The organism is Pseudomonas syringae (assembly GCF_000737245.1).
Lineage (GTDB): Bacteria > Pseudomonadota > Gammaproteobacteria > Pseudomonadales > Pseudomonadaceae > Aquipseudomonas > Aquipseudomonas syringae_J.
In genome coordinates this window covers 92,706-105,011 of sequence record NZ_JPQU01000067.1, presented here as the reverse complement: position 1 = coordinate 105,011, position 12,306 = coordinate 92,706, and the positions used below count along the sequence as shown (strand labels likewise).

The window sequence follows — 12,306 nt, the reverse complement described above, 5'->3', positions numbered from 1 at the left end:
ATCCTTATCTTTTGACTTGATTCGAAGAGCGCGCCGAGCCGTACCCCGGCACGCTATGGACAGAGCCTATCAGTGTTCAGGGCACTTCAACCGACTCAGGTTCGGCGGACTCTTCGGCATGCAGCGCTACCTGACGAATTGACAGGCGAATATCCGCTGGCAGCACGCGCTTCGCCGCGCCCTCGGCCAGTTCGCCCAGCAACGGGTGATAGCTGAGCTTGCCAGCCGCATCCTTGCGCAACACGCCCAGATCCAGAAGCGTCTGGATGAAGTGGCGAAACAGGCTTTTGTCGAAGAACTCCGGAGCGTTCAGGCCGTGCAGGATCGACAGGCGTTGGGCCATAACCGTACACAGGTCTTCCAGCTCTTCAGCGCTCAGGGTTTTCTGCCCACTGTTGAGCAGCAGGGCAATCGCCATGTAGAAACGCTGCAAGGTTTGCGCGATGACTTTCGACAGCAGCGTCAGCAGCACGAACTCCCGAGAGCTTGGTGCGGGGCGCAGATAGACGTTGTTTTCAAAACGCAGCAGACCTTGCTCGACGAACGCTTCCAGCCACTGATCCACCACTGCATCCAGCTCATTGAGAGGCCAGCGAATGAACAGCTCTGATTGCAGGTAGGGATATAGCGCGCGGGTGTAGCGCAGGATCTGTTCGCGGCTCATGCGCGACGAACTCTGGAAGAAACTCGCCAGCAAGGAGGGCAGGGCGAAGATGTGCAGGACGTTGTTGCGGTAGTAAGTCATCAGCACCGCGTTCTGCTCGTCCAGGTACAGAATTTTGCCGAGGGCATCTTTCTGTTCCGAGACCAGGTGCATTCCTTTCACGTGCTCGATCAGTGCGCGACCGTTGCCTTCCGGTAGCGTGGTGTGAGGCGAGTAGGGCACCCGACGCAGCAGGGTCAGGTACAGATCCAGCACGCGCTCCATGGCCTGATCGTCCAGCGCCAGACGCTGAGTAGACAGCAGCGCCACCGCGACCAGATTGACCGGGTTGATAGCCGCGGCTTCATTCAGATGCTGGGCCACTCGCTCGCCAAGGCGATGAGTGGTTTCATGAAGCCAGGCCGGTTTGAATTGCGGGCCATGTTGCTGCTCGCGCCAGTCCGGTTGTTCGCTGTCGAGAAACTCCGCCAGCTTGATAGGCTCACCAAAATTCACCGAGACTTGTCCGAAGCGCTGCTTGAGGGCGCCAATGACTTTGAAAATGTCGAAGATCGACTCTTTCTTCTTGGTCGCGCCGCGCAATTCACCGAGATAGGTGCGGCCTTCCAGAACCCGTTCGTAACCGATGTACACCGGCACGAACACAATCGGCATCCGCGAGTTGCGCAGGAAGCTGCGCAAGGTGATGGCCAGCATGCCGGTCTTGGGTTGCAACATGCGGCCGGTCCGCGAGCGGCCGCCTTCGACGAAGTATTCGACCGGGAAACCCTTGGTGAACAGGGTGTGCAGGTATTCATTGAATACCGAGGTATACAGCGGGTTGCCCTTGAACGTGCGGCGCATGAAGAACGCACCGCCACGACGCAACAGGCTGCCGATCACCGGCATGTTCAGGTTGATGCCAGCGGCGATGTGGGGAGGCGTAAGGCCATTGCGGAACAGCAGATAGGAAAGCAGCAGGTAGTCGATATGGCTGCGGTGGCACGGTACATAAATCACTTCATGACCTTGGGCGACGTCCTGCACGCCTTCGATATGACTGACCTTGATCCCGTCATAGATCTTGTTCCAGAACCAGCTCAACACCACTTCCAGAAAGCGGATCGCCGAATAGGTGTAGTCCGAAGCAATCTCATTGCCATAACGCAACGCCTGCTCCCGTGCCTTGGCTTCGGTGATGTTCTCCCGCTCGGCTTCTTCAAGGATTGCCTGCTTGACCAGGGGTTCGTCCAGAAGTCCTTTGACCAGGTTGCGCCGGTGCGACACGTCCGGACCGATCACGGCGGCCTTCAGGTTGCGGAAGTGGGTACGGAGTACGCGTTGGGTCATGCGAACGGTCAGCTCGTGACCCTTGTTTTCGCTGATCAGGTCCCGCAGATGGATAGGCGCAGAAAACTGCACGCGAGTCTTGCGGCCCAGAATCAGGATGCTCACCAGACGGCGAAGACGACCGGTGACCGCCCAACTGTCGGCGAACAACAGCTTCCACGGGCTGGACTCGCGATCCGGCGACTGACCCCAGAACACGCTGACCGGGATGATCTGTGCATCTTCGGCAGCGCTCTGGCTCACCGCGCTGACCAGCCGCTCAAGGGTTGGCGGCGCGCCGCGTTTGTCCTGGCGGCCCAACCAGTCCGGCGAAGGCGTCAGGTAGAAATACGCTGCCGGCTCGACCAGGTCACCTACCGATACCGGCAGAATTGGCCGTGGCAAACCTGCCTTGCGGCACTCGGTGTCAATTACCGCCAGATCGCTCATGGATGGCGATTGCAGGGCGTAAAACACTGGCCGGCTACGATCCAGATTGAGCGTGAAAGAAGATTGATTGATGGTTTCGGAGCGAACCCAGAGGTACAGCAAACGACGCACTGTACCGAACACAAGACGACGGAACGGAGAACGGGTCATACGGCTTCTGCAAAAAAGGGGCGGTGCCCGCGAGGCGGGTAGTGTGCCGTATCTGCGGGGGATCGGCAAAAGAGGGCGATGCGGTGTTCCCGATTTTTCAGTGGGACCGGCTTTAGCCGGGAAGACGGCAGTCCTAACGATACAAATGTATCTGTTGCCAGGGCCTATTCCCGGCTAAAGCCGGTCCCACAAGAAAATGCCAGTCAGTTAAATCGGGGTCTGCTCGGTTACGCCGTCTTCCAGGTAATCTCTTCCTCACCATCAGCGCTAATGCGCATCCAGCGATCGGCAGTCTCGTCACTTTCTTCTTCGACCCAGGTGCCAGGTGCGCAGCGCACTTCAACGTTGAGAGCGGCGAAGGCGGCGCGGGCGCAGGCGATGTCGTCTTCCCATGGCGTTTTGTCGCTGTCCAGGTGCAGGCTGTTCCATTTTCCTACGGCTTTTGGCAGCCAGGTAACCGGCACATTGCCTGCCTTGCATTTCCAGGTCTGGCCTTTCTGTACCCAATCGGTACATGGCCCGACGGCGCCGCTGAGCCAGGCGGCGATAGCCTTGTGGTCGACGTCAGTGTCTTTCAGGTAAATCTCGATATCGGGTTGGCGCATGGATGCCTCGTAATAAAGTGAAAAAATCCATTCGCGGATTCAGTCGGATGCCCTGTACAGAGCATCTTCGTTGGTTGTTATTGCAGTACGAAATAATCGTAGCGCATGGAAACCGTGACCTCGAAAGGTTCGACCTGCTCAATGACGTTCGCGCGCCGTTCGGCACTGGCGCGCCAGCCGTGAGGCGTCATGGCCAGCAGGTTGGCGCGGGCCTGGCCGTCTACCAGGGTTAGCTTGAAACGCAGGGTTTCGCTGTGCGCCAAGGCCATGCCTTCCGGCACCAATGCCAGATGTTTGTCGTCAGCATAGTCGCGCACTTCGTCGTACAGACGCTCGCGCAGTTCCATCAAATGCTCGCTGGTCGGCCCGACACGCATCAGGCCGCCACCCGGGGTCAACAGGCGCTTGGCCTCGTTCCAGTCGAGCGGGCTGAACACACTGGCCAGAAACTGACAGCTGGCATCTGGCAACGGTACGCGAGCCATGCTGGCGATCAACCAGGTTAGTTTCGGGTTGCGTCGACAGGCGCGTTTGACCGCTTCCCGGGAAATATCCAGCGCATAGCCATCGGCATCCGGGAGGGCTTCGGCGATTTGCGCGGTGTAGTAACCCTCGCCACAGCCGATATCCAGCCAGCGCGCCGGAGCGCGTTCAGCGGCCAGTTCAGCCAGGCGCTTGGCAACCGGCGCGTAATGGCCTGCGTTGAGGAAATCACGGCGAGCTTCGACCATGGCCTGATTGTCGCCTGGGTCGCGGCTGTTCTTGTGCTGCACCGGCAACAGGTTCAAATAACCCTGACGCGCACGGTCAAAGCGATGGTTGGCCGGGCAAGCCACGCCATTGTCGACCTCGGTCAACGGAGCAGAGCAGATCGGGCAAGTCAGCATCAGGCGAGCAACTTGACCAGAGTTTGATAGTAAATCTCGGTCAGCACATCGAGGTCGCTGGCCAGGATTCGTTCGTTAACCTGGTGAATCGTCGCGTTGACCGGGCCCAGTTCCACTACCTGAGTACCCAAGGTGGCGATGAAGCGCCCGTCAGAGGTACCGCCGCTGGTGGACGCCTGAGTCTCGCGACCAGTGACGGCCTTTATGCTCGCCGAAACGGCATCCAGCAAATCGCCCGGCTCAGTGAGGAAGGGCAGGCCCGACAACGCCCAGTCCACGTGCCAGTCCAGGCCATGTTTGTCGAGGATGGTTGCAACCCGCTGTTGCAGACCTTCGACGGTGGATTCGGTGGAAAAGCGGAAGTTGAACACCGCGACCAGATCGCCGGGAATCACATTGGTCGCACCGGTCCCAGCGTTAAGATTGGATATCTGGAAGCTGGTGGGCGGGAAGAAATCATTGCCTTCATCCCAATGCTCGGCGGCGAGTTCAGCCAGAGCAGGAGCGGCCAGGTGAATCGGGTTGCGGGCCAGGTGCGGGTAAGCCACGTGGCCTTGTTTGCCGCGCACGGTCAGGGTGGCACCCAGAGAACCACGACGGCCATTTTTCACCACATCACCCACCAGCGTGGTGCTCGACGGTTCGCCTACGATGCACCAGTCCAGGCGCTCGTTACGTTCGCGCAAACGCTCGACCACTGCTTTGGTGCCGTGGTGAGCCGGGCCTTCTTCGTCGCTGGTGATCAGGAACGTGACCTTGCCTTTGTGGTTCGGATGTGCGCCAACGAAACGCTCGGCGGCCACCAGCATCGCCGCCAGACTGCCTTTCATGTCGGCCGCGCCACGGCCACAGAGCATGCCGTGCTCATCGATCAACGCGTCGAACGGATCGTTCTGCCAAGCTTGCACCGGGCCGGTCGGGACCACGTCGGTATGCCCGGCAAAACACAGCACCGGGCCGTCGTTGTTGCCATGGCTGGCCCAGAAATTGTCCACATCCTCGATCCGCATCGGCTCCAGCTTGAAGCCGGCATCCCCAAGACGCTGCATCATCACGGCCTGGCAATCGGCATCAATGGGCGTGACCGAAGGACGACGGATAAGATCGCAAGCGAGTTGCAGCGTGGGCGAAAGGTCGGCTGGGGCCGTCATGAACAAAAACTCCAATCAAAAGCGGATGACCTGGTAGGAGCTGCCGAAGGCTGCGAAAGCGATCTGATTGATAAACCACTTTCGCAGCCTTCATCAGCTCCTACAGGGATCGTATAAGTGCGCGAAAAAGGCGCCTATCTTAAAGCAAAACGACGACGGGAGGCCGCCGTTTAGTGATGTGCGGGGCTGCTTTCATCCACTAATCCGTCGCAGAACTCCCTTAGATGATCTGGTTTGCCTATGAATGGATGCGCAGTGGTGTCGCATTAATTATTGGCCGGAGAGATTTCGGACCTGGCCTCTGGCATTTACTCGATGGAACGTCGACGAGTTCCTGAACCAGACGGGAGTCAGAGGGTGCGATTGATTATGCGGTGAGGGTCTTGTCGATTTCTAGATTCGGATTAGTCAAGTTTTAATCGGGGTTTTGACTAAAAAAGTAACGAAATTTCCTATAGCGACTACGGAACGGTCTGGCATCTTTTATTATTTCGCGCCCGCATACTTGCTGGGCTAACGGCTGAAGACGAGTAATTATTTATCACCTCTCTGTCCGGTGATATTTGAGTGTTTCGCTGAATTGGATGTTGTTTTCGTCAGAAAGCATATTTTGGGTTGTAGGAGTTTTCAATGTTGGTTGGACAATGAGTGAGCGTTCCGTGAAATCTGTAATTCTATTTGCGCCGGTAAAGATATTGCTTCAGCATTCGCAACAAGAATGGCTAGGGGTGTTAGGAGCAAACTCCTTGATATATACCGATCAAGAAGGTAAGGCGCTAGTGCTGGAAAAATTCCCCGCGCTATCATCGTCATTTCAGTTCTATAAAAATTTCAATGACTCGGCTGTTGTGGAAATCGATGCGCTTTTTGCTGCAAAACGTCTTGGCACCAAAGCTGTCATCGCATTGGCGGAATCTGACATGTTGAGAGTTGCGAGGATCAAAGATCGTTTAAGTGAAGCGCTGACTCATTACGAAGACGCGACGATGTTTTATCGTGATAAGTTTTTGATGAAGCAACGACTTGCCCAGCATGGTCTGCGCATCAATCCTATGGCGGTTGTGCGTTCCGCATGTGAGATCCATGACTTTGTCGAACGTTATGGGTACCCCGTTGTAGTCAAGCCGCGTGATGGCCGTGGATCTGGTGGTGTGCAGGTGTTACGTGAGTACTCCGCGTTGCTTGAATATTTACAGGCGCAGGCATGCACTACATTCCATAATTTGATGATTGAGAAGTATATAGATGCACCGCTACTCAATGTTAATGGGCTTTATATAGCTGGAAATCCTATAATAATTTCGCCAGTGCGTTCGACTATAACTTGTCTGGAGTTTTTGGATGGTCAGAGCCTTGGTTTGCAAATGTTATCCGAGGAAAATCCTCTTCACAATGAGTGCGTAAAGCTGACAAGGCGAGTCATCGAGCAGGCGCTACCTCGACTTGGCACGATGATGTTTCATCTTGAGATATTCGTCGACGGTGGAGACTTGGTCGTCTGCGAAATTGCCTGTCGCCTCGGCGGTTGCAGTGTAAATCAGGAGCTGACTGAAGCATACGGGGTTAATCCACGTTTGGCTTTGATCAATGCTGAAAAGGGAGGGGAATCTTTGTCTATGAGTACCTTAATTCGACCGTTGCGTTTAGTAGGGCAGCTCAATATTCCACCTTCAAGTGGGAAGCTGACCGCATTTCCAAAAAACATCGATTTGCCCTTTGTTCGGTATTGCTCGGTAACCGCTAATCAGGACGCTGACTACGCGGGAATGAAATTGACCAACAGTGAGATCGTCTCCGCTATTGTTGACGGTGATAGTGAAAGGTCAGTCAGCGATAATCTGGCGCAGCTTGATGCGTGGTTCAGAAGTAGGTGTGTCTGGGACTAGTTAGTATTACATTTTGTATAAGTTATTCTTCATATATTTTTTTGCAGAAAGAATGTTCATGCGGATGTTCGATCAAATATTTATGTTGAGGTTTTCGGTGCATGTAATTTGGTCTTCAGGTTTGCACATGGATGAGGGGCGTCATGTTTAAGGTGGCAGTCATTGGTATGGGATATAGTGGGGCTATAGTCATAGATCGGTTGAGGCTATCGTCAACAGCTGTTTTGATTGATGTATATGACGGATCGGCTAGTGCCGGGGCGGGGCAGGCTTATCAGCGGGATATATTCAGAAATTTGGTCAATCGTCCAGCTGAACTTATGTATCTCAGGGAGCGAGGTGATTTTCAGCGATGGCTAGATGAATATGGCGTGAAGAAGCCCGGAAGCTATCAGCCGCGGCCACTGTTCGGAAGTTTTGTTGAGGAGACATTGCGGCTGTCAACACAGGAACATCCAGCAATCAATATCTATAACGAACAAGTGATCGGTCTTGTGCCGCAGGGTGGGGGATATTCCGTACAAACAGATATGTCTGTGCGGCAAGGCTATGCCGCAGTGGTGCTTGCGACAGGTAATCCGGAACCTGTCGATTTCTACGGGTTGCGAGGGAATTCTGGTTATTTAAATAGCCCGTACCCCACAACCAAACTTGCGGGTGTACGATCAAATAATATAGGCGTGATTGGGAATCAGTTGTCAGCAATTGATGCCTGTTTGGGGTTGTTAGATTTAAACTCTGAAAATCGAGTCACGATGTTGAGTCGAAAAAGTCGAATTCCCAACTATAGTGAATGTTATTCTGCTCGGCCACTCATGGTGTTGAGTGAAAAAAATGTTGCGGATAAACTTGCGGGTTCGAGTTCAGCGTTGAAGGCAGTGAGGGATATGTTTGATGATGAATTTAAGGCTCAAGGTATAAGTATTGATTTGCAGGCCTTGATGCGTGATTATAATAATGTATCAATAGCCCGAGAAGATATCTATTCGCTCCTGTCATCGACAAACTTGGTTGTTCCCGTTATCTGGCATTATTTGTCAGAGCGGGAGAGAAATATCTTTGTTCGAAGATATCAGGCTGCTTGGCGCCAATTGCGGGTCCCCATTCCAAAGGAGAGCTGGGAGAAGATCCATGACCACATGCATGCGGGCCGGCTGGCCTGTCATGGAGGTTTGAAAAATATAGTTGCAAGCAAGGATGGTTTCATTGCTCGAGGACGTGGATTTGAGCTTGGTTTCTCTAAAGTTATTAATGCTACAGGAGTTGGCGATCCGTTGGCGGATCCGCTTTACCAATATCTCACATCGGCAGGCATCTGTACGAGACACAGACATGGGGGAGTGAACGTGCGATATGACGACTGCAGAGTCATAAATGCTCGAGGGCCGTCAAATATTTTTGCAATAGGCGCTCCCACGTCTGGGGTGTTTTACGCTGTGAGTAATATTGATGCGCTACATATGCAAGCTGAAAGGATCTGCAATAACATCCTGGCATTGGGGCAGTAAGGGTTTATGGCAGCGTTATTATTCTTCGTGGCTGCTGTCGGTGTAGGCTCGGTTTTAGAGTTTGTATCTGTGCCCCAAGGGCTTTTGCTTGGCTCATTATTCACCTCTGCTCTGCTCACCCGCAGGCTGAAAGTCTCACCCTCGCTCCGGCTTGGGCTCGGTTACGTCCAAGTTGTATTGGGCATCTCTACCGGTTTGGCCTTCCAGTCTTTTGATGGGTTTGGCGCGCTTGATATGTTGCCGAGCTTCTGCTTCCTGCTGGTCTGCCTTGCTATGCAGATGGCCATAGGTGGATTCTGGTTGCGGAAGGCTGAACGATGGAACTCCAAGGATGCGATTCTGGCTGTTTATCCCGGAGCGCTTGCTGCAGTTTTCGATTTACTGGAGTCCGAGAAAGCTTCAAACAAAGTGATGGTTGTTCAGGTTGTCCGACTTTTGTCGATCACACTCATAGTTAGTTTGTGCGTGACCGCGCCAGGGACCGTCGTTACGAGCGAGCAGGCCCCGTTGAATATTCAGAATGCTCTATACCTGCTGTCCCTTGTGCTTGTGTGTCTTTTATCCGGTCGCCTGCTATCAGCCGTCGGCGTTCCTGCGCCGTTCATGCTCACAGCAATTATATTGACCGGCATATATCTCAAACTCGGCTATCTCCATGGGTTCAGAATGCCGCAATGGTCTGTTGATCTGGCGGCAATCATTCTCGGAGTGTTGATTGGCTCAAAATTCAAAGACATTGCGCCGAGCGAGTTTTTCCGCCATGGACGCGCCGGACTAGTGTCGGTGATGTTGATGCTCCTGACTGCCGGGGCGTTTGCAGGCTTTGCAGGATGGTTTCTGGATAACGATCCTTTTACTTTGTGGATGGCTTATATGCCGGGCGCTATAGAGACCGTCGCCATAGTCGCTCTCAGTGGAGGGTTAAACGTTGTGTTCATCCTTTCTCACCATCTGGTGCGGATGATCTTGTTGCATGGAGCTCCGGCGTTGCTCGTTCTGATACGGCGCAACGGTAAAAATGGCTGACGGATAAATCATTCATTCTAGTGAGTACATTTTCTGACCAATTACCCGTCATTGGGATGCCCTCAGGCGAGCGAGGGCCTATAATGCGCGCCGGTTTTTGGGGTATTGGTCATGAGTTCAGAAGATCCGCGTTTCGCTGGTATCGCCCGTTTGTACGGCATCGAAGGCCTGGACCGCTTGCGTGCGGCCCATGTGGCGGTGGTGGGTATCGGCGGCGTTGGCTCTTGGGCGGCGGAAGCCATGGCCCGTTGTGGTGTGGGGGAAATTTCCCTTTTCGATCTGGACGACGTCTGCGTCAGCAACAGCAATCGTCAGTTGCACGCGTTGGACAGTACTGTTGGACGGCCCAAGGTCGAGGTGATGGCCGAGCGTTTGCGCGCTATCAACCCGGATTGCGTGGTGCATGCGGTCGCCGACTTCGTCACCCGTGACACCATGGCCGAATACATCACCCCGGATCTGGACTGCGTCCTCGACTGCATCGACGCCGTGAACGCCAAGGCGGCTTTGATCGCCTGGTGCAAGCGCCGCAAGATCCAGATCATCACCACGGGCGGGGCCGGTGGGCAGATTGATCCGACATTGATTCAGGTCTGCGATCTGAATCGCACGTTCAACGACCCTCTGGCCTCGAAAGTCCGTTCCACCCTGCGTCGCGATTATGGCTTTTCCCGCACCATGAATCGGCATTACAGCGTGCCGTGTGTGTTCTCCACCGAGCAACTGCGCTATCCGAAACCGGATGGCAGTATCTGCCTGCAGAAGAGTTTTGTCGGTGACGGGGTCAAGCTGGACTGCGCCGGTGGTTTCGGCGCCGTGATGATGGTCACCGCGACCTTCGGTATGGTTGCTGCGACCAAGGCGGTGGACAAGATTGTTGCAGGGGTCAGACGCCCTTCAGAGCGGGCCAAGCCAGTTTCGGTGCCGCCGCCTCAACTGACCGTCAACTGACGCATTCTTTGCAGCACGGCGTTCAAGCCGTTGCTGCGCGAAGGCGACAACTGGCGACTCAAGCCCAGCTGGTTAAACCAGTCCGGCAAATCAACTTGCTGTAAAGCTTCTGCTGACAAGCCGTTGACTCGAGCCAGTAGCAACGCCACCAGACCACGGATCATCCGTGCGTCACTGGCGGCGCGGAATTGCCAAATCCCGTCAGTCATATCGCCCAGCAGCCAGACTTTGCTTTCACAGCCGTGGACGAGATTGTCGTCAGACTTTTCGTCGTCAGCCAGCGCAGGTAATCGCTCACCCCATTGCATCAGCAAACGGGCACGCTGCTCCCAGCCCTGAGGTTGGGAGAAGATGTCCAGAGCGGTCTGTGCATCCGTGGGCAGGCTCATCGAAGCAACTCCAGCGCCTGATCCAATGCATTGAAGAGGTGCTGCAAATCACTTTCATCGTTGTACAGCGCCAAAGAAACACGAATAGCGCCCGGCAGGCCAAGGCTTTTCAGCAACGGCATGGCGCAATGGTGTCCGGCACGCACGGCGATGCCTTGCTCGGTGAGCAAGTGTGCGAGGTCAGCGTTATGCACGCCTTCAACGACGAAGCTGACCAGTGCCAACTGCGGCTGCCCCAGCACTTGCACGCCGTCCCGTTGGCGCAGGCCATCGAGCAACAATGCGTGCAGGCGTGCTTCATGCTCAATCACAGCCGCCTGATCGAGGCTGTGCAGGTAATCCAGCGTTGCGCCGAGGCCAATCACACTGGCGATGGGCGGCGTGCCCGCTTCAAAACCCAGCGGCGCAGGACGGAACTTAGCGTGCTGGTAATCAGTGGTCAGCACCATCTCGCCCCCAAACTGCCAATGCTGCAGGCGCGGCAGTACTTCGTTGCGCCCATATAGCACCCCTACGCCATCTGGGCCATATAGCTTGTGACTGGAGAACACATAAAAATCGCAGCCCAGAGCCTGTACATCGTGGCATCCATGGACCACGCCCTGAGCGCCATCGACTACGGTCAGTGCGCCTCGGGCCTTGGCCATCGCCAGTAACTCAGGCAATGGCTGCCAGGCACCCAGCACGTTGGACAGCTGACTGACGGCCAGTAAACGAGTACGTGCGCCGATCAGTTGTGCGGCGGCCTCAAGATCAATCAGGCCTTGATCGTCGAGCGGCAGGACGACCAGTTTCAAGTCATTACGCAAAGCCAGTTGCTGCCAGGGGAGCAGGTTGGCGTGGTGTTCCAACGCGCTGATGACAATTTCATCACCCGCGACGAACTCATGCTCAAGCCCATAGGCCAGCAGGTTGAGTGCGGACGTCGCACCGTGGGTGAAAATGATTTGACCTGATTCACTGGCATTCAACCAGCGGGACACCTTGCTGCGACTGTCCTCGAATGCCTGAGTCGCGTGGGCACCTGGCAAATGCTGGGCACGATGAACGTTGGCTGCACCGTTGGCGTAATAGTGGTTCAGGGCATCGAGCAGCGCTTGAGGTTTCTGGGTGGTGGCGGCGTTGTCCAGATAGGTCTGGCCTTGCCGTTGCAGGGCGTCGATGGCTGGGAAGTCAGCGCGCCAGGGGGAAGAAAGGGACATTTTCTAAGCTCTGTACGAAAAGTGGCTGCGCTCGGTGATGCTGCGTTAAAAACAGGCTCGGAATGCTCATTTAGAGGCCTAAACTCCGCTTCCTCGCTTGTTTTTGCCTTGCCTGACCTTCGCTCGCCG

At 55.1% G+C, this 12,306-nt stretch carries 10 protein-coding genes; 4 read left to right on the top strand and 6 right to left on the bottom strand.

The window, feature by feature from the left end; genetic code table 11:
• Nucleotides 1–76 precede the first annotated feature (76 nt).
• From plsB to dapE, 4 genes are all read right to left on the bottom strand, one after another.
• Complete coding sequence (gene plsB, locus IV01_RS04635; protein WP_032630792.1) at nt 77–2,572, bottom strand: glycerol-3-phosphate 1-O-acyltransferase PlsB; 2,496 nt, start codon at nt 2,570–2,572, stop codon at nt 77–79.
• 227 nt (nt 2,573–2,799) lie between these two features.
• Nucleotides 2,800–3,177, bottom strand: a complete 378-nt coding sequence (locus tag IV01_RS04640; RefSeq protein ID WP_032630791.1) for a hypothetical protein — start codon at nt 3,175–3,177, stop codon at nt 2,800–2,802.
• Between the two features lie 77 nt (nt 3,178–3,254).
• A complete protein-coding gene (locus IV01_RS04645; RefSeq protein ID WP_032630790.1) occupies nt 3,255–4,064 on the bottom strand; it encodes a putative RNA methyltransferase in 810 nt (269 codons plus the stop codon).
• Entirely contained in the window at nt 4,064–5,215 is a 1,152-nt protein-coding gene (dapE, locus tag IV01_RS04650; RefSeq protein ID WP_032630789.1) for a succinyl-diaminopimelate desuccinylase, read from the bottom strand. The genes IV01_RS04645 and dapE overlap by 1 nt, the downstream gene beginning before the upstream one ends.
• A 644-nt stretch (nt 5,216–5,859) precedes the next feature.
• On the opposite strand from dapE, the gene IV01_RS04655 reads away from it, so the two are divergent.
• The 4 genes from IV01_RS04655 to tcdA all read left to right on the top strand — a co-directional run bounded on the left by IV01_RS04655 (nt 5,860) and on the right by tcdA (nt 10,586).
• A complete protein-coding gene (locus IV01_RS04655; protein WP_032630788.1) occupies nt 5,860–7,101 on the top strand; it encodes an ATP-grasp domain-containing protein in 1,242 nt (413 codons plus the stop codon).
• A 143-nt stretch (nt 7,102–7,244) separates the two neighbouring features.
• Nucleotides 7,245–8,609: an FAD/NAD(P)-binding protein gene (locus IV01_RS04660; RefSeq protein ID WP_032630787.1), complete on the top strand. Its 1,365-nt coding sequence runs from the start codon at nt 7,245–7,247 to the stop codon at nt 8,607–8,609.
• A 6-nt stretch (nt 8,610–8,615) separates the two neighbouring features.
• Nucleotides 8,616–9,635 carry an AbrB family transcriptional regulator gene (locus IV01_RS04665; RefSeq protein ID WP_032630786.1) on the top strand — a complete coding sequence of 340 codons (1,020 nt, stop codon included), beginning with the start codon at nt 8,616–8,618 and terminating at the stop codon, nt 9,633–9,635.
• A 111-nt stretch (nt 9,636–9,746) separates the two neighbouring features.
• On the top strand, nt 9,747–10,586 hold the full coding sequence (gene tcdA / locus IV01_RS04670; RefSeq protein ID WP_032630785.1) for a tRNA cyclic N6-threonylcarbamoyladenosine(37) synthase TcdA: 840 nt from the start codon (nt 9,747–9,749) through the stop codon (nt 10,584–10,586).
• On the opposite strand, the gene IV01_RS04675 is transcribed toward tcdA, so the two are convergent.
• Both IV01_RS04675 and IV01_RS04680 read right to left on the bottom strand, forming a co-directional pair.
• A complete protein-coding gene (locus IV01_RS04675) occupies nt 10,568–10,975 on the bottom strand; it encodes a SufE family protein (protein ID WP_032630783.1) in 408 nt (135 codons plus the stop codon). The genes tcdA and IV01_RS04675 overlap by 19 nt on opposite strands.
• Entirely contained in the window at nt 10,972–12,177 is a 1,206-nt protein-coding gene (locus IV01_RS04680; protein WP_032630782.1) for an aminotransferase class V-fold PLP-dependent enzyme, read from the bottom strand. Before IV01_RS04680 ends, IV01_RS04675 begins: the two co-directional genes overlap by 4 nt.
• Nucleotides 12,178–12,306 lie beyond the last annotated feature (129 nt).

Bases quoted from the DNA above. Each gene is read 5' to 3' on its own strand.
- dapE (WP_032630789.1), bottom strand. From the start codon at position 5,215: ATGACGGCCCCAGCCGACCTTTCGCCCACGCTGCAACTCGCTTGCGAT.
- IV01_RS04680 (WP_032630782.1), bottom strand. From the start codon at position 12,177: ATGTCCCTTTCTTCCCCCTGGCGCGCTGACTTCCCAGCCATCGACGCC.
- IV01_RS04660 (WP_032630787.1), top strand. From the start codon at position 7,245: ATGTTTAAGGTGGCAGTCATTGGTATGGGATATAGTGGGGCTATAGTC.
- IV01_RS04645 (WP_032630790.1), bottom strand. From the start codon at position 4,064: ATGCTGACTTGCCCGATCTGCTCTGCTCCGTTGACCGAGGTCGACAAT.
- IV01_RS04640 (WP_032630791.1), bottom strand. From the start codon at position 3,177: ATGCGCCAACCCGATATCGAGATTTACCTGAAAGACACTGACGTCGAC.
- IV01_RS04655 (WP_032630788.1), top strand. From the start codon at position 5,860: ATGAGTGAGCGTTCCGTGAAATCTGTAATTCTATTTGCGCCGGTAAAG.
- tcdA (WP_032630785.1), top strand. From the start codon at position 9,747: ATGAGTTCAGAAGATCCGCGTTTCGCTGGTATCGCCCGTTTGTACGGC.
- IV01_RS04675 (WP_032630783.1), bottom strand. From the start codon at position 10,975: ATGAGCCTGCCCACGGATGCACAGACCGCTCTGGACATCTTCTCCCAA.
- IV01_RS04665 (WP_032630786.1), top strand. From the start codon at position 8,616: ATGGCAGCGTTATTATTCTTCGTGGCTGCTGTCGGTGTAGGCTCGGTT.
- plsB (WP_032630792.1), bottom strand. From the start codon at position 2,572: ATGACCCGTTCTCCGTTCCGTCGTCTTGTGTTCGGTACAGTGCGTCGT.